We start from the raw sequence: 26,860 nt of genomic DNA, 5'->3' as shown, positions 1-26,860 counted from the left end.
TCCTCTTGAATATAATATTGACGTGTGATCAATGTTGGTGAGGTGAAGGGATGCGAGACGTATCGACCAAATACGCAAAAGGCACAGTTGTTGCCAATCGTTATATAATAGATGAGTTGTTGGGCACCGGCGGCTTTGGCGCTGTCTATCGCGTGCGAGATCGGCGGGTGAAGGGCAACGTTTTTGCCCTGAAAGAAGTGGTTGACCCGAATAAGCACGAGCTTGATAGTTTTATGTCCGAGTGTACAATTTTGAAGCGGCTCGATCACTATGCCCTGCCTCATGTCTATCGCGTCTTTGAAGACCACACCCATCATCGCATCTACATGCTGATGGACTACGCTGATGGACCCAATCTGGAGAAATTACGTCAGCAACAGTCTGGCAAACGTTTTTCTCTTTCTCGCGTCATAACCATCATGGCACCAATCGTCGATGCCATCATCTATCTGCATACTCAACAGCCACCGATCATTCATCGCGATATCAAGCCTGCCAACATCATTGTCCCTCGCACCGACGACGATGCGGTGCTCGTTGATTTTGGCATTGCGAAAGAGTATGTGCAGGATTCAACGACAACCGCTGTGCGGCATTGCTCGCCGGGTTATGGCGCGCCAGAGCATTATGCGACAGGAACCAATATCTGTACGGATGTTTACAGTCTCGGTGCAACCTTCTATGCCCTGCTAACTGGTGTGATACCAGTTGATGCTCTGCACCGTATGACCCAGATGAGCAGCAAGGGCGTCGATCCCCTTCAGCGGGTGAATGAGTTGGTTCCCACGCTGTCTGGCGAACTGGCAGAAATTATTGCCCGATCAATGTCTATTAATGGCGATGATCGCTTTGCATCCGTTGAGGAGTTCTGGCAGGCGATCCAGAACTGCAAAATTGATGAAGCCGAGAATGATGTCAGAGTAGATGAGGAGCCTTCTCAGCCGTTAGCAACTCCATCGGTTATAACAATTCCCACACCTCCCGAGTTGGTGACTCCTTCTGTTGCTGTTCGCAGCATGCCCTTATCTTCCCCACGCTCGCGATCACTGATCATGCTCCTTTGTTGTATCGTACTGATCGCTCTGGTGAGTGGTGCAGTTTGGGGCGCGGGCTTGCTTTCTTCAGGGCAACAGGCGAATAAAATTGTGCTAACTGCAACGCTGGCGGCAGTCCACTCGCCACTCGCCACTGCCACCCATACACAGCCATCGGTTAGCGCCACGCCGACAATGCAACCAACGCCATCACCAATTCCCCCTCAATATCCAGCGCTCACCAGGAGTTATAATGGTACGATCAGCAATAAATATACAACGCCCTCGACGAATTCAGACATGGCTCTGTCACAGTTGCAACAGGATGGGATGGTTATTCACGGTTATTTTTCCGTTGGTGCGGGTCTGGTGGGCAACGGAAATTTTGCAGGCACCGTCACCATTGATAGTAAAGTGCGCTTTCTTGTCCCCAGCTACGGCGGCCTCTTACCTCTCTTTTTTGATGGACGGGTTCAGAGAGATGGCAGTATCTCAGGCTCCTATTGCAGTTATCAGAATAATCGCTGCAATTATGCCAGTGGAGGCTATGGAAACTGGTATGTAACCCCCTCATAAATGCGATGGGACTCTTTTTCTCTTTGTTCTGGTTGTGAAACTCCAATGTTTTGCAAGCCGTATTAGCAGCAGGTAGATACTTATTATTCTGGTTCCATTGCATAAAAGATGCTGCGAGGTGCGTGGGTGCAAGATGTACAGATAAATCTTCCCATCGGAAGCATTATTCAAGATCGCTATAGTGTGGAAGAACTGTTGGGAAAAGGGGGCTTCGGTGCCGTCTATCTCGTCAAAGATCTCCGTGTGAAAGGCAATTTGTTTGCCCTGAAAGAGATTGTCGATACCAGCAAGAAAGAGCGAGAACGTTTCAGGTTTGAATGCGAAGTGCTGAAACGATTAGATCATCCCGCCCTTCCTCGTGTCTATAGAACATTTGAAGACACGAAAACAAATCGCGCTTATATGTTGATGGATTATGTGAATGGTTCCAATCTAGAGGTATTGCGACATCAACAGCCGCAAAAACGTTTCTCGCTTGCCCGCGCTATCGGCATTATGTCCCCCATCGTTGATGCAGTAAAGTATATGCATCAGCAGCACCCTCCCCTTATCCATCGCGATATTAAGCCTGCTAATATTATTGTGCCGGATGATGATGGGCAAGCTGTGCTGGTGGACCTGGGTATCGCAAAAGAATATCATCAGGATGCAACAACCACCGCTATTCGACGCTGCTCTCCTGGCTACGGCGCTCCAGAACAGTATGCGAAAGGCACGAATCCTCGTACTGATATTTATGGATTGGGCGCAACATTTTATGTCCTTTTGACCGGCGAAGTACCGACTGATGCTGTCTATCGTATGACACAACTGGGGAGTAAGCATACTGATCCCTTGCCCCCTGTGCATCAATTGGTTCCAGCTATTCCTCCATCCATATCAGCAGCGATCCAGCAGGCAATGGCTATCGATAGCAAAGATCGCTTTGCCTCGGTTGAAGAGTTTTGGCAAGCACTTACTGCTGAACCTGTTCAACAGCCTGCTGATGCTTCCATGATGCATAATGCTCCTACGGTTGTTGTGCGCCAACCATTTGATGATGCTAGAAAGAAGAGAAAGCTTGCACTACTTCTTCTCTTCATTGCTCTGGCCCTGTTCGCTTTGGCTGGTGGTATCGTCTTGGGGAATGGTTTATTGTCCATGCCACAATCTGTACATCATCCCCCTGTCACTGTTGGAGGGAGAGCAACCACGGTGGTAACAGTCACGACCTCTTCGCACAGGGTTGCTTCTCCAGTTGCGTCTTCTCCGGTGCAAACTGCCACCCCCACCCATTCAGCCGTTACTGCCACTGTTCCACCAACACAAATAGCAACACCCAATGTGAACCAGTATCCTACGCTGGCTGATTCCTATACAGGTTCTATCAGCGACCAGGCGTACAATCCTGCTGTTGAAGCGACGATGCAATTGCAGAATGTGCGTCAGAATGGTGCCACGCTGCGTGGTTATTTTTCTGTAAGCTCTGAACTCAATGGGAGTGGGAATCTTCAAGGCAACGTTACAACTGATAACAAGGTTCAGTTTACCGTAAATAGTTATCAAAACAACTCTCCTCTCTTCTTCCAGGGGACAATTCGTAATGATGGCAGTATGTCAGGCACATATTGTAGTTATCAAAATGGTCATTGTAATGATCTAGCTGGTGGACATGGCACATGGCATGTGACGATTAACTCCCAGGAGAGAGGCAGCTAAGTCTAGGATTTGGACATGATTGAGCAATCAGTGTGACTTCGAGGATCAGCAGCCATAATGAACTGAGCGAACACGCTGTTGATCGTGGTTCTTTTGTACACAATATGATATACTGCCTTGTACTGCCCTCAAGATGCATGCTGCGGGTTGGTTTTTTGCATTTTCATTTTCTTGTGAAGCACTCTTCTTTTTTATCATAGATATTGGGGATCGGTCATGTTATTTGATCATACAAAGATTTATATCAAGGCAGGCGATGGTGGCGATGGCTCGATGCATTTTCGGCGTGAAAAGTTCGCTGCGTTCGGTGGGCCGGACGGTGGTGATGGTGGTCGAGGCGGTAGTGTCTACTTTGAGGCCACACATAATCTCAATACTTTAATTGATTATCGCTACAAACATAGCTTTAAGGCTGGTTCTGGTGAAGCAGGGGCGCGACAAAAAATGCATGGCGCGAAGGGGGAAGATCTCGTATTGAGCGTTCCTCCAGGGACCATTATCCGCGATGCTGATACCAATCAAGTACTGGCTGATCTGATCGAAGATGAGCAACGTGTAATGGTCGCGCGTGGCGGACGTGGTGGGTTAGGCAATGTGCATTTTGCGACCTCCACCAATCAGGCACCTAAAGAGTCGCAAAAGGGGGAGCCGGGCGAGGAGCGCTGGGTGACTCTAGAACTCCGTCTGATTGCCGATGTCGGGCTAGTGGGATATCCCAACGCAGGAAAATCGACGCTGCTCTCCGTTGTAACGGCGGCTCATCCTAAAATTGCCGATTATCCGTTCACTACGCTTGCACCTAATCTTGGCGTTGTAGAGGTTGGGCAACCACGACAGGGCGATGGCTTTAGCTTTGTATTGGCTGACATCCCCGGTTTGATCGAAGGAGCTGCACAGGGCGTGGGGCTTGGGCACGAGTTTTTGCGCCATATACGCCGCACACGTCTGCTTATTCATATGTTAGATGGCGCATCATTAGAGCGCGATCCCTGGCAGGATTTGCAAACGATCAATCGTGAGTTGCGCGAATATGATGAACAACTGGCTGGGCGTCCTCAAATCGTTGTGTTCAATAAAATCGACCTTCCCGAAGCTCAAGAGCGCTGGCCCGAACTGAAAGAGAAAGCAGAGGCAGCAGGCTATACCACTTTTGCCATCTCTGCCGCCGCTCATCAAGGGACAGAAGAACTCATGCAACATGCTGCCAAACGCTTGCGAGAGATCCAGCAGGAAGAGGCTGAACGAGCCGCTGCTCAGGCAATAGATATGGAAGGACCGGTCTTGCGGCCCCAGGCGGAAGATGCGTTTACGGTGACGAAAGAGCAAGGCGTATTTATTGTGCGCGGCAAGATGGCTGAACGAGCTGTGAGTATGACCAACCCGGAGAGCGAAGAAGGTATGGCTCGTCTTCAGGTGCGGCTTGCCAGAATGGGAGTGACGAAAGCATTGGAAGCGGCTGGCGTCAAGCCGGGTGACTTCGTGCGTTTTGGAAAAGTAGAATTGTATTGGGGTGAAGAGTAGGTAATGTTGTCAAATGCGTACTCTCAGTATGTTACGATCATTACCTATTTTGTGTTATTCTGGATAACGGGCGCATAGAATAGGAAAAGTGTGTTATACTGGCCTGGATGAGTTGTAGATATGGTGCCGAGTTCTGGTACTACTTGCCGGTACTGCCTGATAGACCGTGTAGCGCCATCGCCGGAATATTTTTAAGAATGCGAGAGATGCCTGGTACATGGGAGAGACACTCAACTTATTGTTTCGGAGCCGCGAGAATGGCACGTATGAGCTACAGGTGAAGGAGAACTGGTCCGGGCGTACAGTATGTGGCAGTTTTGTTCCTCCCTATACAAGCAAGCAGCTAAATGCAGTACTGAAAAAGCTGAACAATCTGGATAGCAGCTACCAGGAGCTACGCGAGATTGGGCAGCGTCTTTTCCTTGCTCTGTGTGGCTCAGAAACTCCGGGCACTAACCGTCCCGAATCTTCCGAACAATCTGTCCAGGCTGTACTGCGTAGCGTTATTCAGCGTACCTTAAAGCGTCGAGGTACGGTGGCTCTCACGTTTTGCTTCAGTCCTGGTTGCGATGAATTTGTGCGTTATCCCTGGGAACTCCTGCATAACGGCGATCACTTTTTGCTGGTCTCCGGTATCTTTACCCTCACACGTGCGTTCCTGCGCCCTGATATGCCTGTTGGATGTGAACTCCCTGTTCACCCACCGATGCGTGTCCTCTATATTGGTGCCTCGCCGGTCAACTGCGCTCCCTTAGAGACGGAGCAAAGTTTTGCTGCTCTTGAGCGTGGGCTAGCTCCGCTGATCGAAACGGGACAGGTCTTTTTGGATCGTCTGGAACCACCAACATTTGATCAGCTTGTGCGCTATCTTAGTTCTTATGGTGGTGCTGGCATGTTGGATGATAGCGATACCACGATTCCCTGCTATGTCGTGCATTTTGATGGACATGGAGCGTATGGTCGTCTCTGTCCTGCCGATGGCTGTGAGACCGTGAACGAAGTTGAGAGCCGCAAATGTGTTGAGTGCGGAACTTCGCTCAGTCGTGTGAAGCCACAGACGTATCTCTGTTTTTGCGATGATGAAGGGTATAACCGTTTCATTGATACACAGTCATTGCGCGACCTGTTTCTCAGCAGCGATGTGCGACTGGCCGTGTTTTCGGCCTGTGAAACCGCGACCCTCTCCGTTGAGGCGACCCGTCAGCAGCGCCAGAAAATCGCTATCGATACCACGCTAGCAACGGCCCTGGTGACTGCTCAGGTGCCAGCAGTGGTGGCGATGCCTTTCTCTTTGCAAGACGATCTTAGCCCGACGTTTATGTATCATTTTTACGAAGCTCTGGCCGATGGACGCATGCTGGAGGAGGCGCTATCCCGCGCTCGTCAGGCGTTATTACCTATGCAACAAAAGAGCTGGTTTATCCCTGTGCTGTATAGACGGGTGGTAGAAGGAGATGAGAGTCCGGTTCCTTTGATTGCCAGCCATGATACACCGGAGGAACATGATCACCCTCTTGCTCATCTTGGGGCTTCGTCTATTTTTGTTGGCCGTGAACAGGAGATACAAGACCTGGATCAGCTTCTCACCGCCGCCGCAACGGGAGAGTCGCGTGGGGAGGTGACAGGTCGCCAACGCTTACGTTCGGGGACGCATCATATTGCGTTAACGGGTGCTGCCGGAATAGGTAAGAGCGCCCTGGCCTTTGAAGTCGTGCGACGCAATCAGGGGAAGTTTCCTGGGGGAATTATTGGCATTTCTTTGCAGGATGGCAAGTCATTCGGCGACGCTTTGATCGAGCTTGTGCATTATTTGCATATCCCCACGCGTATTCTTCCCACGTCAGATATCAATCAGCGCATGCGTCTTGTCACTGGCACCTTGCGCTCGCTCGCTAGCCGTGAGTTGCCCTCTCTCCTGTTGTTGGACGGATTTGAGGAGGTAAAAGATCACGCAGAATTAGAAACGTGGCTGCAATTTCTCTGCTCTTTGCCAGAAGGGGTAGTGGTGCTAGTCTCCTCGCGTTCAAACCCAGAGACGATGATGGTGATGGAAGGGTTGCATTGTCGCTGGTACGAGTATCGTGTAGGCAAAATGATCAATGCCGATCTGCTCAAGCTATTTATCGAGTTAGCAGCGGAAAGTGGCCTCGATCAGCGCATTCATCTGGACGATCCAAAACAAATGGCGATTCTCCACGAAATCTGTACACTGCTGGATGGCTATCCGCTAGGCGCAGAGCTGATCTTTGGGACGGCTCGTACAATAGGTGGTAAGGTGTTTACTCCCGAAGCTGCAACGCGTTCTCTCGAAGAGGTTCGCGACGAGCTACGAAGCTCCCCTCTTGCTGGCATTTTTGCCGTATTGGATGTATCCTATCGACGCTTAACCCCACTTGCTCGTTTATTACTTTCTTATCTTGCAGCCTTTAAGCTACCATTTAGTCGTGAACAGATCATGTTACTGGTAAAACCAGAGACGCTCAAAACGACTGTTCAGATTACACAGACAAGGCAGTTCTCAGAAGATGATGTGATGACCGGTTTGGCTGAAAACTGGCGTGCTGCTCGCGATGAACTGGTGCAGGCGTCATTTATGCAGTTTGATGGGCGTGTCTATACGATTCATCCTCAGATTTGCCATTTTGCCATTACTCATCTGCCGATTGCTGAGCGTTGTCGGGTCCATCGCGTTGTTGCAGCTTATTATAGTAATCTGCCGCAGCCAGCTTTAGAGGAGTGGCTTGCTGCATTTGACCACCTGGAGAGTGCTGGGGAACCGGAAGATTTGCAGGAGGCGGTACAAGTGGCAGTTCGGGCTACCTGGGCATTCAACGGGCGCGGCCACGCTTCTGAGTTGCTGGCAATGTTGCGTCGGGCCGGAGTTCATGCATCTCGTTTGAACGATAAAACTGGCGAGGGGCAGATACAATGCTGCCTGGGAGCCATTTTGCGCGTGCTTGGTCGTGCTATAGAAGCTGAGGCCTGCCTGCGCAGTAGCCTGGAATATCATCGACAGCAGCATGAACACGCGTATGCTGGATGGGCACTGTATGAGCTGGCTATGCTCTTTCGGGAAGAGGGAAATTTTCAGCAGGCAAGCCTCTACGCTCAGGAAGGATTAGCAGCGTTTCGTGAGGCAAATGATAGAAAAGGCGAAGCATGGATGCAGACGGTGGTGGGTGAAGTGAGCCGGGGATGTGGAGCGTATTATGAGGCGCTGGGACATTTTGAACTGGCTCTCACCAGTTTCCGCAATCTGCGAGATCAAGAGGGAATTGCATCCGTTTTACGTGATCGTGGGACAGTCTATGAGGCATTGGGGCAATATAGTAGAGCATCCAACGATTACGAAGCAGCTTTGCGTATCTTTCAAGCATTGAATCTTCAAGCGAGCCAGGCCTGGGTTCTGGCTGATCAGAGCATCGTTTGCACGGATCAGGGGGATCTGGAGAAAGCTGAGCGGCTGTGCAGTTCTGCCATCGCACAGTTCCGCGAGTTGACTATTCCTCGTGGTGAAGGCTGGGCATTACGTGCCATGGGTGATATTTTCCGCGAACGGCATGATTTTATCCAGGCGCATGCCCTCTATGAAGATGCGCTGGGAAAATTTAATGCCGTTGGCGATCGCGTGGATCAGGCGCGGGTACTCAATTCTCTTGGCGCCCTGGTGTTTGATGGGGGAGAGTATCTGGCGGCGAAAGGCTTCTATGAGCAGGCTCAGATGATTGCCCATGAGCAGGGAGCGCGCCAGATTGATGGTCGTGCTTTGCGCGGGTTGGGCGATGTAGCGCGTGTTTTGCGTCGTTTTGTAGAAGCTGAGCGCTGTTATCAAGAAGCGTCCGCAATTGCCTCGGACCTTGATACTCCCGCCGAACTGTGCGCTGTGTTGCGACGACGCGGCATGCTCTATACGCTCCAGGAAAAGTATTGTGAGGCACTTGATTGTTGGGTGCAGGCGCTTGCACTCGATCAACGCCTGGGACATCCTGTGCGGGTCGACCTGCAACAGAGGATTGATCAACTCGTTGCGGAGCAGCACCTTGAAGAGTCATATCGCGAGCTGCGCGTTCGCTATGGTCTGTAATCTGTATTTTTCTTATACGCTTTCTTGAAAGGAGTCTGGTGTGCGTCGTATCTGTGTCTATGCCGGTTCAAATGTTGGAGTACAGCAGGAATATCAGCAGGCCGCACGTGATTTAGGTAATGAACTTGTGGCACGAGGTCTAGGTCTGGTCTATGGGGGAGCGCGTGTGGGCTTGATGGGCATAGTGGCGCAGACAGTGCTGGCAGCAGGTGGAGAGGTCATTGGCGTTATGCCCAAAGCGCTCTTCGCGCGTGAGATCGCGCACAATCACCTCACTCAATTTCACGAAGTTGGGAGCATGCATGAGCGCAAAGCGATGATGGCGGATCTGGCAGATGGCTTTATTGCGCTCCCCGGCGGCTTCGGCACATATGATGAGCTATTCGAGATCATTACCTGGTCCCAAATAGGGTTGCATACCAAACCTGTGGGTCTGCTCGATGTCGCGGGATTCTTTGCCCCATTGTTGGCGCTTATTGCTCATTCTAGCACGGCAGGTTTTATTGCATCCGCTCACGCCCAGAGCATCCTGCATACAGAGAAGCCCGGGGAGTTGCTTGATAGCTTTGCGACCTATCAGCCACTCCCTCGTACATCGAAATGGGCAGATCAGCCGGAACCCTGATCAGAATCTTCACCTTTCAAGTATTTTGCAACGTGCGGACGATTGGGCGTGCGAGTAGCAGGTAAAGTGTGTAGAAGCCGACGATTGCTGCACTGATCAGGACGGTGAAAGGACCACCAATAAAACTCATCAAAGTACTTGCAGGGAAGTCTCCGAGAGGGCGCAGGCCCATGACGAGCAGCGAATTTAAACTCATGACCCTTCCTCGCATTTGTGGCGGCACGCGTGTTTGCATCAGCGTCATAGTGGGAGTACTCACACCGTTTTGAGCGATGCCCAGAAGCAGTAAGGCAAAGATTGAGAGCCAGAGTGTGCGGCTGAGCGCAAAGACTATCAGCGCCCCGACCAGAGCAGGAAAGCTGCCAACAGAAGGACGCCCTTATATTTGATATCCCCTAAAGAGGCGACAATCAATGCTCCCAGGATGATGCCCAGGCCAGAAGCAGAGAAGAGCAGACCAAGCTCAAAGGCCGTCAAATGTAATATCTGTCTGGCAAAAATTGGCAGGATGAGCGAGGTCGATGGACCAAAAAAGAGCAGTGCGCCGTAGCCGGAGAGTACCCAGGGAAGTACGGCGTCGCGTTTCACCACCCCTAAAGAGGAGCGAATGGAGCTAAGGAGCGGTCCCCTCCGCTCTGTGCTGGCCTGTACATCTGCCTCTGGCAAGCGCAACCGATAAAGGACAAAAAGGACGCCAAAGAAACTGATCCCGTTGAGGAAGAAGTTACCCGCATAGCCGAGATGGTTGACGTGTAACCCCGCCTGTTTGCCCAGGAGATCAAAGAGGCCAAGCGATAGGCCTGCCAGTGTTGGCCCAATGAAGGCGGAACCATTAAAGACGATGGCCTGAAGGGAAATAGCGTTCATCAAATCTTCCTGTGGCACAAGAATAGGCACAAGCGATGAACGAGTTGGTTGATCGAAGCTCAAAATGGTGCCAGAGCAAAATGCCAGGACCACAATCATCCACACCTGTATCATTCCTGTAATCGTCAGGATGCCCAGGAGAAAGGCAAGGAGCATTGAGAGGCTTTGCGTGATCAAAAGGAAGCGGCGTTTATCTGTTCTATCTGCGATGCTTCCTCCGATGAGGGCGAAGAGGAAAAAGGAAGCGGCCTGAGCCAGCGAAACAGCTCCCAGCGCAGGGGCAGAATTATGGGTGATATCGAGCACCAGCAAGCTTTGAGCCACGATTTGTATCCATGTGCCGATGGCTGAAACAATCAGACTGATCCAGAGGAGACGATAATTGCGGTGGCGTAGCGCCTTGAACGTTTGCAATTCTCTTTTCCCCGATGCTGAAAGGTCATCGGGCTTTTGCTCCGAGCGTGTTACCGTCATGGGTGTCTATGTCCTATCTGTGTCAAGGTTGATCAATTCTCTATATTTACGCTTATCAACATCATATGTGTCAATATGTAGTGTGCTTTGGATGTCTAAACGTTCACGTCCCTCTCTATATTGGATAAATTCATGGCCTGAATAATGAAGGTTTCAAGCGTTAATTTACTGATAGACTTTGATTATAATGATTAGTGAGGCACATGATAGCAAGTCGCTTTTGTTGGGATATCGGGGAGGAAAGTTTCGATGGCTACGCAACCCATGAGTTCATCTCACCAGCCAACCAGGATAGGGAGCAAGATTGCTGTCTGGTTGAGTAGCATTGTCTGTTGTGGTTCACTTGTATTGTTACTCATACTGGTTACGTTTCAAATATTGAACCCCCCTCCTGTGCAAAGGCTGGTTGTTGAGCATGATTATCCATTGCCAAGTTCGCTTCCATACAAGTATATACCAGATTTACGCTCAACTCCTGCGACCACCGATCCGCTGACACCAGGGGTTGCTGTGCGCTTTGACCATTTTGACTTTCAGGCTCTTGACCCCAAAACGAAGCTCTTGTTTATTGCCCATACCGGTCCCGGTACTGACATCGTAGAGACCTTTGATACGGGGTTTAATGCCGAGAAGAATGGCGATGTTGACGGCAATGTGCTGGTATTCGACACTGTGAAGAAGGAATTAATCAAACGACTCGATATTCCACAGGTAGCCGGTATGGTCGTTGCTTCCGATCTGGGCCATGTTTACGCTGCCGACTCTAACGATAATATTATCTATGATATTGATGAGAAAACACTCGATTTTACGCAGATCCAGGTAGGTGATAACGAAAATCCTGATGCCATTGAGTATGATCAAGATGATCATAAAATCTTCGCCTCCGATGTTGGCGTTCCTGCGCCGGACGCAAAGGATCAGTCTAATGCGTCACCTGATAATCAGAATATTGCGGTAATCGATTTGAAAACGCATAAGGTTACGAAAGTTGCTATTGGGCGTTTGCCAAGATTACCTGCTGAACATGCTGATCTTGTGAAATTTGGCTATGACATCGGCCATAATAAGTACGATCATAGTTTGCATCGTCTCTTTGTGAATATTTCACAGTTAACTGATCAAGGGGTTGCCCCATCTCCAGATGATCCCCCAGCCGGCACAGGCGAACTCGTGGCCATTGATCCGGTGACGTTGAAGATTGTCAACCGCTTGCAATTACCTGATACGTGTGGGACACCGCATGGTCTTGGCATTGATGCCGAAAATAATATCGCCTTTATTGCCTGTGTGGAGATTTCTGAAGAGCAGAATCTTGCCCAGAATCTCATTCGTGTTGATCTGCGTACCATGAAGGTGATCCCTGGTGCTTACGAATCCCTGGCAGCGAAGCCGGATATGATCATACTGGATCACAAGCTCCATGTGCTTTTTGTCGCTTGCTCAGCAGGCATTTCAGTGTTTGATATTCAGGGGGGAACGTTGAAGAAACTGGGCGACTATATTATGGGGAAAGGAACACATACGCTGGCGGTCAACGAAGACACGAACGAAATCTACCTCCCTCAGCCCGATATTGGAGGAAGACCAACCTTGCGCGTCGTCCTCTATCATCCTGATGGCGTGTAAAAGCCTGGAGAAGCAAGGAGAGACCCTCAGACATCTTATGGAGGATCTCTCTTTGCTTCTCGTTATGATAATGGTCAGGTCGTGTGTATTTTGCTTTCCTACCTTTTTAAGCTTGTGAAGGTCCACCAACTTTTGCCGCCTGGAAATGCAAGATAACCGTTGGGGCAATATAAATTCGATCGCCATCTGAGAGGACATGCTGGTCAACCCGTAGTCCCTGATAGACGACTCCATTGACGCTATCGGCATCTTCGATGATCCAGAGGCCATTCTCATATCGAATCTTGGCATGCAGACGTGAGACGCGCTGATTGGGAATCTGTACATCGTTACCGGAAAGACGCCCAACCGTTAATACTGACTTGTTGAGAGGGCGCTCTCCTATAACTTTCCCTTCTAATTCGATAATGACGCGTCCACTACGTAAAGGGGTTGAATGCGGATGAGGTTGTCTTGGCATCATTGCCTGCTTGCCATCCATCATCGGTTCATTGATGACACCTGTGGGGGGCGGCTGATTTGCTGGCATGACGAAGCCTGGCTGTGAGATTGGCGATCCCACTCGCTGCTGGCCTGTCGGCATAGATGATATCTGTCTGGCGGGAATAGCAAACGCTGAGCGGATAATCGACTTCTCGCCAATTTTTTCGATGTTATAGCGATTTTGTTCTTCCAGTAAACCTGCGAACACACCGCCACGATGCCTGAGTTCTTTATACGTTCCCTGCTCAACAATACGTCCCTCTTTTAATACAATAATCTCATCGACATTGCCGAGCGTGCTGAGGCGGTGAGAGATCATGAGTACCGTTCGACCAATGATGAGCTTGTCCAGGGCGTGCATAACTTCGGCTTCGGATTCGACATCGAGTGCGGCAGTTGGCTCATCCAGGATCAGGATAGGGGCATCACGCAGGATGGCACGCGCAATAGCCATACGTTGCCGCTGTCCGCCTGATAAATCTTTGCCTTGCTCCCGTACCAGCCGTTCATAGCCGCCAAGCTCGTTTATAACCGCATCATGAATATTCGCCTTTTTTGCCGCGTCAACAATCTCTTCTATACGCGCTCCCGGACGTCCAATCTCAATGTTTTCGCGGATCGTTCCCTCGAAGAGCACCGAGTCTTGTAATACCATACTGACGTTCTGACGTAGTACGGCGAGAGGGTATCGGCGATTATCAACGCCATCAATTTTTACCGACCCCTGCTGAATTTCATAAAAGCGGGGAATGAGCTTGACAAGCGTTGTTTTTCCGCCTCCTGAGAGGCCGACCAGCGCTACTTTTTTCCCGGGAGTGATATGTAAGTTCATTCCTTGTAATACTGGTCTCTCAGGGGTATATCCGAAAAGGACGTTTTCAAAGGCTATATCTCCGTGTAATTTGGTTGGACCATAATAGGGTTGCTGGCTTTCTATCACTTCTGGGGCTTGATCCAGCACTTCCTGTATGCGCTCTGCTCCTGAGCCAGCAGTGCTGGAAAGATTGGCAAGCTTGGAGAGATCTCGCATGGGCTGGTAGAGCAATTTCAGATAGGTGAGAAAAAGGACCAATGTTCCGATATCAACAGTTCCTGCTGGTATCACAAAAGAAGCGAGTGCGAAGGTATTGCCTGCCGCTACATAGCCTCCAACACCAATGACAATGGTTGTGCCAACAATCACAAGAATGCTCACCAGCGGTGTAAATTGCGCTTGCAGTCCGCTGGCCCGCAAGCCTTCCGCACGATGCTCGCTGACCCTTTTCCCAAAGCGCATGGCCTCGCGCTCTTCGCGTGTGAAGACCTTGATGACCGTGAGAGCATTGATATCTTCGGTGGCAACGTCTGCAACCTGTCCACCGGCTTTCGCAGCCTTTTTTGCCGCCTGTTTGATATTGCGTGTGTAGCCCAGCACGATCAGAAAGAGGGCTGGAGCAATGGATAGGGAGATGACGGTATATTGCCAGCTGATGAAGAGCATAATAGAAGCAACACCCACCAGCGTTAGACAGGCCGCCATGAGATCTACAAGGCCATCAGTGACCAGTTTCTCGATATCGGCGATGTTGCCGGTGATGCGTTGTACCAGATCGCCTTTCTTCTGCTTGCCATGCCAATCCAGCGAGAGGCGTTGCAAATGCTCAAAAAGCTGATTGCGCAACCTTGCTGTCAGATTTTGCGCAATATAGGCTGCCATAAACAGATCGAGATAGGCCAACCCTGCGCTTAATGCTCCAAAAAGAATCAGCATCAGTACTGAAAAGACGACCACGCCGATAATGCTATGGTGAGTGAGCCTGGGGCTGGCCGCAGCTTTGGCATCGGTTGAAGAGACTGGACATTGGGCTACAGGTGGTTCAATGATGGTCCCTGGTGGATCGCTCGGTAGCGGTCTCAGCGAGGGGTCCAGGGCTGGAGTATCAAATTTATCCAGGATCGGGTCCAGAAATGGAAATGTACAAGCCGGGTCCGATCCCGGGTTGCTAATTTTGCTAGGAATAAATTTTAGAGGAAATGCTGTGATAATATCGCAACCAACCTGGCTGACCGTGATGATGATCGCAAGAGCAACCAGGACGCGATATCCTTTCAAGTTGCGATAGAGAAATTGGAATAACATTGCCTTCTCCCCGCTTCTCACGCGAGACAAGTTGTAATTTCCTCAAGCATGGCAGAGAGTTCTTGTGGCCTAGGACTATTGAGACGATTCACACGACGGGTAGCTATTTTGAAGATGAGCGCACCTTCATACAACCGCGAACGCTCCATAATTGCATCCAGCGTTTCGCTTGCTACCCCTTTTTCGTGCATTGCTTCCCGATAGCTGGCTCTAAAAATCTCTGCTGCCTGTTCAAACCATTGACGCATGCCTTGCTGGTGATACCATAAACCACTGGGACGTAGATAGGCCAGGAAATAGCCGACATCAAGGGCTGAATCTGCCAGACAGAAGCCATCAAAATCCACGACGAATACTTGATGGCTGTGAAAGAGAAGCTGGCTGGCCTTAAAGCCTCCATGTGCTGGCCTGTAATTGTCTGGTTGTGAAGCCTCCAGGCGCGTTGCAAGTTGCTGCGAAAGAGTTTGGACCTTTTCCGCCTGTGTCGGATTGCGCGATGCAATCAACGCGGCTCGTTCTTTTGCCCGCTTTGCCTCCTTTGCTCCCGTACGTGGTGCATCTTTGCTCATAACCGTGCTGGAGTGGAGCCGTGCTAACGCCTGACCGGTCAGACGTAATTCCTCCTCGGGTAGGAGAATACGCGTAACACTTCCTCCTCGTCCACGCTCTAGCTGTGGCTGTAAGGCGCGTACACCCGTGCGTAGCGTATCCCATTGATCGTTGGTCACAGGATTGGCTGAGGGCTGAATGGCCTCATTGAAGGTCAAGCCGAGGGAGGGCAAGATCGCTAGTGGGCGAGGGAGCAGGGGAAGTACTCCCATCTGTGTTTGTTCCTCGTGGAGGCGCTGCTGCAATAGCTGCACGCGCTGAGCCTGTTCAGCTGCCGCGTACACCTTCCCAAAGATAGTGAGCGTTTTTTGTTCCCCGGTCATAGGATGTTGTAGCGAGAGGCGATAGCGGATCACACAACGACTGGCGGGTTTGTAGCGGACGGGTTCCGCATCAGCCGATGTGAGTTGCCATGCTTCATCTTGTAATTGAGTCTGTGCGGCGGTTTGTAGCATGGGAAATAACTGGCTCTGAAGCGTCGTATCGCAGCTTGCGGCAAGAGCGGATAAACTGGCGTCTGCCGGAAATTTTTGTACTGCGATTCCCAGATCAGCGATATGGAGCACCCCTGTTGGTTCAACAGCAAGTGAGGCTTGATGTGTTTGTTGAGCAGTAAAAATGATTTGTGCGCCGTGAAGAGCCTGTTCATCCAGGGTTAAGCTCACAGCTCGATTGGGATCGTTCACACGGGCTTTGTGAGCTGTGGTGATTGCATCAACGGTATAGATAACCGCAAGACCTCTGCCGGGCTTGCGTCGTAAATAGCGGACAAAAAGTCCGAGCGGTCCCTGAACATCGGGCAAGAGCGGTTGTTGCGCTCGCTCGAAAAGCTGCGTCAGTATTAGGGGAAGATCCATGATGGACAGGTGCGTTTCAGTGGTTGAGCGATCCATAGAGAGCCTGCCTTTCCCGATCAGATGCATAGCTACGTTTTTAATATGATACGATTTTATGATGCACTTTCTGCACTTGACAACAGATCTTCTACCAGTGCCACCAGCGCATTATCGGCTCCTGGCACACCGCGAAAGCCAGGGAATGAGTTTACATCCACAATTACTGGTCCATGCTCGCTCATAAGGAGATCTACTCCATAGAGCCGCAAATCGAACACATGCCCGATTGCTCGTGTAATATGTACCCATTCCTCTGGAAGTTCCTGGGCGCTCAGAGGAATATCTTCTTTTGAGGCTCCAGGGGTTAATGGAGTACGGCGACGAGCCGCAAAAATCTGTTGATCGATGACCCAGAGCTTGATATCCCATCCATCACTCGCCGCAAATGCCTGTATCACCACCGGCTCGTTATTCCAGCGTGGAGCCAGCGCTTGCAACTCTTCAGCTGAATCGATTTTTCCAACTAGATCTCCGCGATGGCTATAATGACTTTTGATAATCAGTGGGAAGGTCAGGGTAGAGAGAGATTGGGAGAGCAGATGTTCCAGTGAAGGGAAGAAGGTCGTTTGAGGCCAGGGGAGATTTGCCTCTTTCATGCGCTCTGCCATGAGAACGCGATCCTGACAGGCAACCGACGATGCCCAACTATTCACAACTGTTGCTCTCTGTTGTTCCAGGTAATGAGCCACTTCCAATGCCTGCGGCGCATGAGATTTCAACAGGTAGAGATCAGCCAGTGGGAAGGCTTTTTCCTGAGCGATGGCCTGCTCTCCTGTGGAGGAGCGCACATCGAGCAAACGCACAGTGTGAGCCTGGCTCAATTTCTGTAGCGCTACACCGATCACTGGATGGTGAGGTGTCTCAGGGTTATCCATAATAAGACAGATGTTCATCATGTATCTTCTCTCTGTTTGTTGATCGATCTGATAACGTGTATGGGGTCAGCCCCGGGCGCTCTCCAGGAGACGCTGATAGCTCGTTTGCTTCATGTACTGATAGACGGCGACCATGCTTTTTGCTGCGTGCCTGTCTGTTGATTTCCGCTCGTTTTGCTGCGTGCAGAATGTATTCGGCGACACGCCTGACGGCTCCCGGCACACGACCGAAGCTGGGGAAATCATTGATATCAAGCACCGCCAGACCTTGTGGCGTTTCCACAACATCAATGCCATAGATATCCAGGCCAAAAATCTTGCCGATATCCAGAGTTAGCTTGCGGAGCTGTGGGGTCAAAGGAATGAATTCTTCTGCAACCTCGGCGTGGAGCGGTGACTTTTTCGCAATGGCGGCATACACCTCTTGACCAGTAACATAGATCTTGATGTCGAAGCCGGTGTTTTCTGCATATCGCTGTGCCAGGAAGAAACTATCCTCCGGCTCAGCTATCACAAGCGCGTCCAGATCTTCCGGGCGATCCAGCCGATAAATGCCCCGGCAAGAACTACCGTTACTGGGCTTGACGACAATAGGATAGTCCTCTGGTGGAATCTGTTTCAATAGCCGTGGATGGGCAACAAAATAGGTTGGAGGGATAGGAAGACCGTGAGCGTGGGCAAAGGCAGCGGCCACCGCCTTATCTCGTACAAGACGAATGGCGCGTGGGTTGTTAATGGTAGGAATACCTACGGCCTCCGCTGCTTCTAAAATGCTCAGCCCTGGTCCATCCGCAACGGTCTTTAACACATATGCGTCGTAGTTTTGTAGATGCATATCTGATAGACAGGTTACGGTATCCTGGGGCTCAAGCAAATCCACTACATGTCCCCACTGCAATAATTGATCCGCGACGACCATTGGCATTGGATCGTTACGGTATTCTTCTTCAATGATGAAGCAGAAGCGCATGAGAGCTTCTCCCTTGTTGGCTTGCTAATTAACGGGAATATCAGTACGTACCGATAAGTATAGCGAGACCATACAGCAATAACTATCTTTTGATACACAGTCTTTCTGTGTAATGGCTCGCTTAAAGATACGTTAAATATATATTAAGAAAATACCAATGCTAGTGTACCTTTTCCTTCTGGTGTTGTAAAGTGGTGCCAATCTATACAGGATAGACGAGGATAGAGCGGATTAATGGGACAGCAAATTATGTAATGGCGGTGTTAAAAACATATTTGAGATGCTTGAGCCGTTTGGCAGGTAGGCAAAAGAGAAAAGAGAGTATTTTGTCTTGATACCCTCTTTTTTCTTTTGCCATTGCCCTTTTTTTGTAGAGCATTATTTCAGAAATGGACCCAGCAGGCGGGCTAACCATCGTGGCAGAATTGTAGTTCGTTGGGTAGCTTGTAGTGTTTCGAGCGCTAATGCTTCCTGACTGGTATGCCTGGAGGAAGGGGTAGTAGGAGGAGTATTGTTAGCGTGTCCATTAAAGTGAAGAATTGCTGATTTATCGCTACGAAGTGGCGAGGTGATCCGTTGATTCTCCTCATCCTCAGTGATTGTAGCATAGGAAGACGCGGGCCATGAACCGCTATGTCCATCTCCTCCTGTCTCTTCGCTGCGCACCGGCTCATGTGGGTTGGGAAGATCAGCGGGTGGAAGATTGCCAGCCAGAATAGGTTCTTGTTGATGTAATATCTGGTCTCGTCTCATTGGCTGAGTGGCCTGATTCTCCAATGCCAGCCGTGTATCTACCTCTGTCAACAATCGTGCAATTTCTGGACGAAGCGTGCGGTTGCGTTCGGGGATGCGGGTCCATTGGGCCAGGGCCGCCGGATAGTAGCCAGCGCGATAACAGTAGAGGCCCAGCATTGAGCGTGCATCACAGATATTCATTCGTTGCCACAGCGCCAGTTCCTCGGCTGGGGTCTCAATCACGTCTTCGCTGGCCTCGATAATCTCTACTAGATGATATAGTTTGATCCCCATCAGACGGTAGGGATAGCCATAGTAGAGGGCCAGACGGCGGCGGCGTGTTCTTTCCGCTGGATGTTTCCCAACAAAATAACATTTCGTCCAGCTGCCGCTCGACCAGATGATACCTGCCAGCAGCAGCACCAGAATGCGGCCCAGATAACGTTGCCAGGAAACCTCAACGAAGCTGACCATGACGCCGAGTGCAGCGAAGCAGGCACCCAATGCCCAGGCTGCATAGACCAGGCGACGGCGATCAATGCCGAGCAGGTCGAAGTGATGATGGAGCGGCGTTGCCAGAAAAGGGAGCGGAAATTCGGTATGTGGCACAAAATCTTTGCTGTTGGCAAAGCGTAGTATTTGCAACTTGTGACGAAATATACGTGTCATTACTCGGGCAGAGATTACGACCGAGAGACCTTCCAGCACGAATGCGCCGCCAATCATGAGCAAAAGCCACTCATTGCGCGAGAAAATCGCAATCATTGCCAGGATACCACCCAGGCCGAGCGCTCCACTATCTCCCATAATCAGTTTTGCACGGCGTTTTGAGGTTCTATGGCGTGCGGCCCACGATGAAGGCCAGTTCCAGGGAAGATAACCCAGCGCTGCTCCCGCACAAAGGAGCGAGAGGACTTCTAGTACAATACCGCCGCCATCGGGGTGTTTGGGATCAATCAACCCTACAACAACAATACCCAACGCCAGAGCCGCACTAAAGACAAGCCCGCCTGCCAGACCATCAAGTCCATCGCTGAAATCGACTGAGAGGGAGGTCAGGCTGCCGATAATGCCAGTCCAGATCATTAAGAAGATCAGCCAGCCGAAAAAGGGAAGTTCGCCAGCTACCACCTGACAGGCGTTTCCTATTGCTAAGGTATGTTGAGGTGTGCAGATGAGTTTATTTAGGAACGGTATATCAATGTAGGGGCTATAGGATTCGCGCCCTGCTGGGAGCAGAAAAAAGTAGAGGGCCGCCGCCGCTATTGATACGAGAAATACTCCGGCGAATTTTGCTCGTTCTGAAAGACCTTCGTTGCTATAAACTTTGTTCCAGTCATCAATAAAACCAACGATTGCATAGCCCAGCGTTGCGCCGAGGCCGATGAGGAGAAGTGTCCATTGATCGTTATTAAAATTGAGAAGATAGCCTGCGCCAACCCCGGTGCCGATCATTGCTAATGTAAAAGCCGGCCCTCCTACTAGAGGGAGTTCAATCGTTTTAATCTCTCGTCCCCCGGCTGGCAGATCTGGTCGGTGGGTACCTGGTTTGTGTTCACCACTGCGGAATTTTGGGAACAATAGTCCGGCGAGGCCGCATAAAAGAAGACTTGCTGCTGTGCAGGTAATAAAAATCAGTAATAACCATATAGGATTTGTCCAGATAGGATTCATATATACTCCCAACACAAAATGATAACCTCAACGCTCCATTCTTTGGAACGTGGTATCGATAGACAGAGTAACCAGGTGCCCTTTGTTTAGGAGAGAGGTACCCGTTTGTGTTTCCTATAGACTTTCTCGCAAAACTTCCCTTGCTACCCGTCGGTCATCCCAGGGCAGTTTTTCTCTCCCTATAATAATACTTTGTTCGTGTCCTTTACCAGCAAGCAGAACTGTATCTCCTGCCTTTGCACGCTTCAATGCTATTTCAATGGCTTTTCTACGATCCGCAATACAAAGGAAATCCTTTCCCTCTCGCTTTCCCTGTACCTCCGCTCCAGATGCAATCTCGCGCAAGATCTGTTCGCGGTCTTCGTCGCGTGGATCTTCATCTGTAATAACGAAAAAATCTGTCATCTCCGCAGCTATACGACCCATAATTGGACGTTTCTGGATATCTCGCTCACCTGCTGATCCAAAAACAATCAGCAATTTCCCCTGCGTTACCGGGCGCAATGTTCCCAGCACTTTTGTCAGGCTGTCCGGCGTATGAGCGTAATCAACAACGACGCTAAATGATTGTCCTTCATCTATACTTTCCATACGTCCCGCAACGCCTGTTACCGTCGCCAGCCCTTGTGCAATATCAGCGGGAGGAACTCCCTGGCTGTAAGCGGTAGCGATAGCTGCCAGACAATTACTAACATTAAAACGCCCGACGAGTGGAGTTTCTACATGGCATTCGGCGTCTGGAAAAATAACCCGGAAAGAGGTGCTATTTGCACTAAGCTGAAGATCGACCGCACGGACTGAGGCTGGTGTGTCGATGCCATAATCGAGAATTGGCACGCTACAATAGGGCTTTAGGATTTCGTAGCTACTGTCATCGTGGTTGAGAATGGCAGTTGGACGGCTGCCTATCCCTTTGTCGCGCTGTGGATCGAGCATCTCAAAAAGACGGGCTTTTGCTCGTCGATACGCTGCCAGCGTTTTATGAAAATCGAGATGCTCATGAGTTATGTTTGTGACCACGCCGATATCGAAATTACATCCGCGTACTCTCTGTAATTCAAGACCATGTGAGGTGGCTTCAATAACGGCGTGAGTGACCCCTGCATCACAGCATTGACGGAGCATCTGTTGTACCTCCAATGCCTCCAATGTACTCTGGCGGGTGGTGTTTTCCCACTCCTGTCCGCCAAGTTTGAAATTGGCAGTGGTCATCAGCCCGGTGCGATGCCCGGTTGCTTCTAAGAGATGGGAAATCAGATTGGAGGTGGTGGTTTTGCCATCGGTGCCTGTCACACCAATAGTGCAGAGATGTGCTGCTGGATACTCATAAAACGCGCAGGCCAGGTTCGCTAATGCTATACGTACGTCCGCAACTTCTATATATGGAAGGGGGGCGCTTTGCCCTTGAAGAGCATCACCCAGAGCAGCAGTTGCACCCCGACGTACAGCCTCACCTAAAAAGCGTTGTCCATCGGTGTGCGTTCCAGGTACCGCAATAAATAATCCACCCTCGACAACTTTGCGTGAGTCATAGGCTAACGCTGTGATCGAGCTATGCATGTTTAATGCATCAGATGAATAAATGTGTTTCGGTTCTTGTTCTAACGCTGCGAGTAATGTTGCTAATTCCATAAATAATTGCCTATGGTGTAGGATAATGGCTCGATGAATGATTTCGTGCCATTATCGGTCTTTCTTGGCTGTGTATGCCTGACAGGGTTAATAATAGATTGTGCGTGTACGATGATATGGCCGCATATCTGTTGAATGTTGCCCCAGGAGCCACAGTTTTTGATCGATCTCGGCTGCATTCACCATATGGCCTTGAGAAGATAATCTTCTGCGCAACAATTCACAGGCCCAGATGGTGGCGGCGCGAATCTCTATTTCTTCCTCGCTACCAGCCGTGATCAGTTCTTGATTGTCAACCTGTTCCGCCAACGGGGGACAATATTCCAGCACATTGTAGTGACGGAGAACCTGCGGTAATTTATAATCGGCAAACGCTGTAAGTTTATCCAGGTCGGCCAGATTGCCCCATTCTTTCCCGCCAAATGCATGATGCAGATCGGCAGCACAGATTTGCGCACGTTTGAAGAAACGAATTTCGTGCTGACGGTAGGATGCGACATCGTGAAATGATGGGAAGGTATTGGCGAGCAGCAGGGCTAGCTCGACTGCATTATGATTAGCCTGTTCAAGAGCGCGTGTAAATTGCCCATCGAAGCGTTCTAGAAGTATTCTGCCCACCTCACGAGCATTATTGCCTCGTTGTTCGAGTAGAGGGATAGTCTGGGTGCCACGAAAGATTTGCGCAATGGTTTCGTTGCTAATGGTGCTGAGATACTCGGCATCCCAGAGGGGAAGACCTTCTTCGACAGCTCGCTTTAGAGCCGCCGCTTCTGCCCAGTAACCGTTGAGGGTTTCTCCTTGATAGTCAATGGTCCAGCGAGGTTGATCCTTTTCTGCCCAGAAGCAAAAATTTAATGCATCTAGCAGCAGGAGCCAATTGACGGTCCGTTCGCTACCATCATGGAAGTGATACCGGGCATCCCAGAGGGCTTCATTTGATCTATTTTCGGCCTCCTGCTCTTCTTGTAGCCATCGCTGGGCTAACGATTCCACCTGATTCTGATTGATCCAGACATGTTCTCCCAGTTCGAGAACTACCCGCGTGCTACTAAAGATGCCTGCCGGGTCGTAGGCTGGCAATGAGTAGAGGTCTTCATCATCGGCGTCGTAGGAAGTTGCGATGTCTACCATAAAAAACCTTTCTTGCATGGTTCTTTGATTCTACAGGGAATGTATTCATTCGTCAATAGTATCATTGGACACTTGATAGCGCGTTATCCAGTGTTGCTGTTTGCTCATTTTACGCTTATTGCAATATGCCAGTTCGTTTTAGCCAATAAATTTTTGTAGAGGTGGATACAGTAGAGATTGTGTATGTGCGAGGGGATAAAGAAATTCTGTATCGTCCTCGACTCTTTTAGAGAGTTCATCTTTTTGAAAGAAATGGAGCATACCAAGAATATGGATGATATGCTGCAATGATTGGAGATTGTATAGATGGCTATAAACTGAGGAAAAAGAGACAAAAAACGGGTATAAACAAGCTGCTCCGCTATGGTAAGGGAGCCTTGTTTGTGTAATTCCACTTGTTATGTAGCAGAGAGATACTCTTTTTTCTCGCATCAATAGCCCGAATCAGGAGGCTTTGACGTATCCTCGCTCTTTTGCATACTGCCAGAGAGACTTTTGGAGTTGTCTCCGAGCTCGTGAAATGCGACTCATGACCGTCCCGATCGGTATTTGCAGCGCTTCTGCAATTTCTTTGTAGGAAAGCCCTTCAATATCGGCGAGAATGACCGCCATGCGGAAATTAGGTGGAAGATCATTGAGCGCTTTGTAGACATCCTCGTCCAGATATTGGTTGAGTACCTCTTCTTCTGCCCCCTGGCTTAGCTCCTGTCCACTCAGGTCTCTAATCTGATTATAGAGATAAAACTCCTCTCCTTCTGGTAAGGATGTAGGTGTAGGATGAGTAGCCTGCTTACGATAGCGGTTGATCGCTGACGTATTCAGAATTCGGAAGAGCCAGGCGCGCAAATTTGTGCCGGGCTGGTATGTGTGGGCGAAACGAAATGCTTTGAGCATCGTTTCCTGCACGAGATCCTCTGCTTCCTGCGGATTGTTGGTCATACGCAAAGCTGTGCGATACAGGCTATCCAACTGAGCCAGGACACCAGCTTCAAAGTCTTCCGTTGGGGCTTGAGACTGGTCCGGGTTCGCTTGTGTCTGTTCTGGGGTCTCTGTTGTATGTGTGGTCTCTTCAGGCAGTGTCTGCTCCAATTCTACGTCTGTATTTGCTGGTTGTTCGGGTGCATCTTCAAATCTTGACTGTTCCGACATCAACTTCTCCTCTTGTGCGGTCCCATGCCGGGGCCAGTACTTTCCATAAGAAAGTACTATCAGTATATCGCACTGGCTTCGGGAATGAAAGCCCCCCAGATTATGTTAGAATAAACAGATATAACGGCGAGCTAGCGTATGGAGAAGGTTTTATGGATTGTTCAAATTGTGTTGAAGTCACTGCTCGTCTCCATCTTTATATAGATCGGGAACTCAGCGCTGAGGAAGTTTCGATTGTACAACAACATATGGTCGATTGCCCTAGTTGCACCTGCCGCTTCCATTTTGATCAGCAGTTGAAGCGGTTGATCCATGAGCGCTGTACTATTGAACATGCCCCTGCTCACTTGCGCGAGGCGGTAATGCGTATTGCACACATGCCTGTTGGTGAGCGGGTCAAGCTAGATCCCGAGTTGATGATGGAGATTAGGGCAGACCTCGAAAGTCGTGAATAAAGGGCGGAGCGATCAACCCGGGATGCCAAGTGCTTGTAATAGAGTAAATTTGAGTTGAGCCAGTGCGAGCATTTCTCCTATGGCGAGCGCAAAGGCCAGGCCGAAAAATGGCAATAATTGTCGGTAGTATTCAAAGGTTTCGCCGCGCTTGCTGAGCGCGATAATAAAGATCAAATTGATGCTACTGATTGCTGTGAGAATGCCTATCGTACTGAGCAGTGCCAGCGGATAGAGGACGATGCTACTTTGCGATGCAACGGCGAAAAAGCAGAGAATGAGGACCGGGACAAAGAGAAGCAGGCTTTTCCAGGTGGGGATGCTGCTCTGCTGATTGCTTTCCCGCCAGAATAGTTGATTAAGGATCGGCAGGGCTAGTGAAGCCATTGCCAGCCCCGTGATAAGCCCTGTACCCAGTCGTAGCAGGTTATGTGGCTGATAGAGATGAGGGAAACCGAGATCAAGTGCCAGCGAGTTGAAGCCGTCTATCGCCAGCGCAAGTACGCTGGCAGCGAGGACGGCGATAATTGATCGTGGGGGCACTAGTCTGGCGCGTCCTCGTCCTGTGCTATAGAGGAGTATGAGCGTGGTGATAAAGCCGAGGTAGATGCCCGTGTTGCGAGAACACAGGGGGAGGCGCTCGCCACCTGGATAGAATGAGTGGGTAGGCATCTGAGCGCATACTCCACTATCCAGCCAGCGGAGACGATCAAGCAGTGAGGCTCCGGGAAGAAAGATGACCAGCGCCAGAAGTCCGAGGTAAAAGACGGCCAGGAATCCCGTCAGCCAGGGCGATGGACCGGTTATTCCTGTATTTGCTGTTGATTTCTGTCCTATCATCGCGGTTTTTCTTTCTGCTTTTTAGAGAATAAAGCCCACGTTCAGGTAAGAATTGAGCAGGATAAACAGGTTGAAGAAGATCATAAGACCGACGGCGATCAACATGACACCTGTTGCTATCTCGATTTTCCCTAGATAGGGACGAAGTCGCTTGAGCAAGCGGCTGACGCGGTCTAATCCCAGCCCGAGCAACAGGAATGGGATCGCCAGGCCCAGCGAATAGGCTAATAAAAGAAATACGCCACTCTTCAACGTTGCTGCGTTTGCGGCCAGCACAAGGATCGAGCCGAGGATCGGGCCGATGCATGGCGACCACGCGATGGCGAAAATCACTCCCATAATCAACGATGCCAGATAGCCGGGGCGCGCTGGATGATATTCAATGCGCTTTTGCCAGTAGAGAAAAGGCAGTTTGAGGATGCCTGCCAGATGTAATCCGACCATGACCAGAATCACTCCGCCAATTTGACGTACAATGACCTGATGCTCTCGCAAAAAACTCCCCAGCGTACTCGCCGTTGCCCCCAGTGCGACAAATGCCAGTGTAAAACCAAAGACAAATGTTGCCGCATGGAAAAATGTTACCATGCGTGTTGATAGTGCTGGTTGCTTCGTCGTCGATTGATAGATGCTCTGACCAACAAGTTGACCCAGGTAAATTGGGACCAGCGGCAGTACACATGGCGAAAGAAACGATGCCAGCCCCGCTATAAAGGCGATTCCTAGACTTAATTGCGATGAATTCATGCGACTTTTCTCTATCTCCTGAAAATACTCTCTCTTTTTG

Annotated in this window: 19 protein-coding genes; 7 read left to right on the top strand and 12 right to left on the bottom strand. The window is 50.1% G+C overall.

Annotated elements, in window-relative coordinates:
- Positions 1 to 50 precede the first annotated feature (50 nt).
- The 5 genes from K3T83_RS06545 (at position 51) to K3T83_RS06525 (ending at position 9,538) form a co-directional block, all read left to right on the top strand.
- Positions 51 to 1,610: a serine/threonine protein kinase gene (locus tag K3T83_RS06545; protein ID WP_220202168.1), complete on the top strand. Its 1,560-nt coding sequence runs from the start codon at positions 51 to 53 to the stop codon at positions 1,608 to 1,610.
- A 126-nt stretch (positions 1,611 to 1,736) separates the two neighbouring features.
- Entirely contained in the window at positions 1,737 to 3,308 is a 1,572-nt protein-coding gene (locus K3T83_RS06540) for a serine/threonine protein kinase (RefSeq protein ID WP_220202167.1), read from the top strand.
- Positions 3,309 to 3,524: 216 nt separating this feature from the next.
- On the top strand, positions 3,525 to 4,829 hold the full coding sequence (obgE, locus tag K3T83_RS06535; RefSeq protein ID WP_220202166.1) for a GTPase ObgE: 1,305 nt from the start codon (positions 3,525 to 3,527) through the stop codon (positions 4,827 to 4,829).
- Positions 4,830 to 5,046: 217 nt separating this feature from the next.
- Positions 5,047 to 8,913, top strand: coding sequence for a tetratricopeptide repeat protein (locus tag K3T83_RS06530; RefSeq protein WP_220202165.1), 3,867 nt, complete (start codon positions 5,047 to 5,049; stop codon positions 8,911 to 8,913).
- Between the two features lie 40 nt (positions 8,914 to 8,953).
- Positions 8,954 to 9,538 (top strand): LOG family protein, encoded by a 585-nt coding sequence (locus K3T83_RS06525; RefSeq protein ID WP_220202164.1) that lies wholly within the window; start codon positions 8,954 to 8,956, stop codon positions 9,536 to 9,538.
- A 16-nt stretch (positions 9,539 to 9,554) separates the two neighbouring features.
- On the opposite strand, the gene K3T83_RS06520 is transcribed toward K3T83_RS06525, so the two are convergent.
- Both K3T83_RS06520 and K3T83_RS06515 read right to left on the bottom strand, forming a co-directional pair.
- Positions 9,555 to 9,734, bottom strand: coding sequence for a hypothetical protein (locus tag K3T83_RS06520; RefSeq protein ID WP_220202163.1), 180 nt, complete (start codon positions 9,732 to 9,734; stop codon positions 9,555 to 9,557).
- A 137-nt stretch (positions 9,735 to 9,871) separates the two neighbouring features.
- The gene (locus tag K3T83_RS06515) at positions 9,872 to 10,879 is read right to left on the bottom strand and encodes an MFS transporter (protein WP_220202162.1); all 1,008 of its coding nucleotides are present in this window, start codon (positions 10,877 to 10,879) and stop codon (positions 9,872 to 9,874) included.
- A gap of 249 nt (positions 10,880 to 11,128) precedes the next feature.
- Here K3T83_RS06515 and K3T83_RS06510 point away from each other — a divergent pair, with 249 nt between their 5' ends.
- Positions 11,129 to 12,508, top strand: a complete 1,380-nt coding sequence (locus K3T83_RS06510; RefSeq protein WP_220202161.1) for a YncE family protein — start codon at positions 11,129 to 11,131, stop codon at positions 12,506 to 12,508.
- A gap of 106 nt (positions 12,509 to 12,614) precedes the next feature.
- Here the strand turns inward: K3T83_RS06510 and K3T83_RS06505 are convergent, their stop codons facing one another.
- The 8 genes from K3T83_RS06505 to K3T83_RS06470 all read right to left on the bottom strand — a co-directional run bounded on the left by K3T83_RS06505 (position 12,615) and on the right by K3T83_RS06470 (position 24,781).
- Positions 12,615 to 15,110: an ABC transporter transmembrane domain-containing protein gene (locus tag K3T83_RS06505; RefSeq protein WP_220202160.1), complete on the bottom strand. Its 2,496-nt coding sequence runs from the start codon at positions 15,108 to 15,110 to the stop codon at positions 12,615 to 12,617.
- Between the two features lie 17 nt (positions 15,111 to 15,127).
- Positions 15,128 to 16,612 (bottom strand): phosphotransferase, encoded by a 1,485-nt coding sequence (locus K3T83_RS06500; protein WP_220202159.1) that lies wholly within the window; start codon positions 16,610 to 16,612, stop codon positions 15,128 to 15,130.
- Positions 16,613 to 16,668: 56 nt separating this feature from the next.
- The gene (locus tag K3T83_RS06495; RefSeq protein WP_220202158.1) at positions 16,669 to 17,511 is read right to left on the bottom strand and encodes an ATP-grasp domain-containing protein; all 843 of its coding nucleotides are present in this window, start codon (positions 17,509 to 17,511) and stop codon (positions 16,669 to 16,671) included.
- A complete protein-coding gene (locus K3T83_RS06490) occupies positions 17,483 to 18,460 on the bottom strand; it encodes an ATP-grasp domain-containing protein (RefSeq protein ID WP_220202157.1) in 978 nt (325 codons plus the stop codon). The genes K3T83_RS06495 and K3T83_RS06490 overlap by 29 nt, the downstream gene beginning before the upstream one ends.
- A 378-nt stretch (positions 18,461 to 18,838) precedes the next feature.
- Positions 18,839 to 20,869, bottom strand: a complete 2,031-nt coding sequence (locus K3T83_RS06485; RefSeq protein ID WP_220202156.1) for an MraY family glycosyltransferase — start codon at positions 20,867 to 20,869, stop codon at positions 18,839 to 18,841.
- A gap of 114 nt (positions 20,870 to 20,983) precedes the next feature.
- Positions 20,984 to 22,501 (bottom strand): UDP-N-acetylmuramoyl-L-alanyl-D-glutamate--2,6-diaminopimelate ligase, encoded by a 1,518-nt coding sequence (locus tag K3T83_RS06480; RefSeq protein WP_220202155.1) that lies wholly within the window; start codon positions 22,499 to 22,501, stop codon positions 20,984 to 20,986.
- Positions 22,502 to 22,588: 87 nt separating this feature from the next.
- Positions 22,589 to 23,632 (bottom strand): queuosine 5'-phosphate N-glycosylase/hydrolase, encoded by a 1,044-nt coding sequence (locus K3T83_RS06475; protein WP_220202154.1) that lies wholly within the window; start codon positions 23,630 to 23,632, stop codon positions 22,589 to 22,591.
- Positions 23,633 to 24,076: 444 nt separating this feature from the next.
- Positions 24,077 to 24,781, bottom strand: a complete 705-nt coding sequence (locus K3T83_RS06470; RefSeq protein WP_236064840.1) for a sigma-70 family RNA polymerase sigma factor — start codon at positions 24,779 to 24,781, stop codon at positions 24,077 to 24,079.
- Positions 24,782 to 24,933: 152 nt separating this feature from the next.
- Between K3T83_RS06470 and rsrA the strand changes: the two genes are divergently transcribed.
- Entirely contained in the window at positions 24,934 to 25,236 is a 303-nt protein-coding gene (gene rsrA, locus K3T83_RS06465; RefSeq protein WP_220202153.1) for a mycothiol system anti-sigma-R factor, read from the top strand.
- Between the two features lie 12 nt (positions 25,237 to 25,248).
- Here rsrA and K3T83_RS06460 read toward each other — a convergent pair whose 3' ends face one another.
- Together K3T83_RS06460 and K3T83_RS06455 are read right to left on the bottom strand one after the other, a co-directional pair.
- Positions 25,249 to 26,073: a DUF2085 domain-containing protein gene (locus K3T83_RS06460; RefSeq protein ID WP_220202152.1), complete on the bottom strand. Its 825-nt coding sequence runs from the start codon at positions 26,071 to 26,073 to the stop codon at positions 25,249 to 25,251.
- Between the two features lie 21 nt (positions 26,074 to 26,094).
- Positions 26,095 to 26,820 carry a cytochrome c biogenesis CcdA family protein gene (locus K3T83_RS06455; RefSeq protein WP_220202151.1) on the bottom strand — a complete coding sequence of 242 codons (726 nt, stop codon included), beginning with the start codon at positions 26,818 to 26,820 and terminating at the stop codon, positions 26,095 to 26,097.
- Positions 26,821 to 26,860 lie beyond the last annotated feature (40 nt).

The sequence above is a fragment of the Reticulibacter mediterranei genome, assembly GCF_016587455.1.
Note: the sequence above shows the minus strand (reverse complement) of the source record. Positions and strands in the feature narration are given on the sequence as shown.

Excerpts from the sequence above, each read along its gene's own strand:
- K3T83_RS06545 (WP_220202168.1), top strand. The coding sequence starts at position 51 with ATGCGAGACGTATCGACCAAATACGCAAAAGGCACAGTTGTTGCCAAT.
- obgE (WP_220202166.1), top strand. The coding sequence starts at position 3,525 with ATGTTATTTGATCATACAAAGATTTATATCAAGGCAGGCGATGGTGGC.
- K3T83_RS06530 (WP_220202165.1), top strand. The coding sequence starts at position 5,047 with ATGGGAGAGACACTCAACTTATTGTTTCGGAGCCGCGAGAATGGCACG.
- K3T83_RS06520 (WP_220202163.1), bottom strand. The coding sequence starts at position 9,734 with ATGAGTTTAAATTCGCTGCTCGTCATGGGCCTGCGCCCTCTCGGAGAC.
- K3T83_RS06515 (WP_220202162.1), bottom strand. The coding sequence starts at position 10,879 with ATGACGGTAACACGCTCGGAGCAAAAGCCCGATGACCTTTCAGCATCG.
- K3T83_RS06510 (WP_220202161.1), top strand. The coding sequence starts at position 11,129 with ATGGCTACGCAACCCATGAGTTCATCTCACCAGCCAACCAGGATAGGG.
- K3T83_RS06505 (WP_220202160.1), bottom strand. The coding sequence starts at position 15,110 with ATGTTATTCCAATTTCTCTATCGCAACTTGAAAGGATATCGCGTCCTG.
- K3T83_RS06500 (WP_220202159.1), bottom strand. The coding sequence starts at position 16,612 with ATGGATCGCTCAACCACTGAAACGCACCTGTCCATCATGGATCTTCCC.
- K3T83_RS06495 (WP_220202158.1), bottom strand. The coding sequence starts at position 17,511 with ATGATGAACATCTGTCTTATTATGGATAACCCTGAGACACCTCACCAT.
- K3T83_RS06490 (WP_220202157.1), bottom strand. The coding sequence starts at position 18,460 with ATGCGCTTCTGCTTCATCATTGAAGAAGAATACCGTAACGATCCAATG.
- K3T83_RS06485 (WP_220202156.1), bottom strand. The coding sequence starts at position 20,869 with ATGAATCCTATCTGGACAAATCCTATATGGTTATTACTGATTTTTATT.
- K3T83_RS06480 (WP_220202155.1), bottom strand. The coding sequence starts at position 22,501 with ATGGAATTAGCAACATTACTCGCAGCGTTAGAACAAGAACCGAAACAC.
- K3T83_RS06475 (WP_220202154.1), bottom strand. The coding sequence starts at position 23,632 with ATGGTAGACATCGCAACTTCCTACGACGCCGATGATGAAGACCTCTAC.
- K3T83_RS06470 (WP_236064840.1), bottom strand. The coding sequence starts at position 24,781 with ATGTCGGAACAGTCAAGATTTGAAGATGCACCCGAACAACCAGCAAAT.
- rsrA (WP_220202153.1), top strand. The coding sequence starts at position 24,934 with ATGGATTGTTCAAATTGTGTTGAAGTCACTGCTCGTCTCCATCTTTAT.
- K3T83_RS06460 (WP_220202152.1), bottom strand. The coding sequence starts at position 26,073 with ATGATAGGACAGAAATCAACAGCAAATACAGGAATAACCGGTCCATCG.
- K3T83_RS06455 (WP_220202151.1), bottom strand. The coding sequence starts at position 26,820 with ATGAATTCATCGCAATTAAGTCTAGGAATCGCCTTTATAGCGGGGCTG.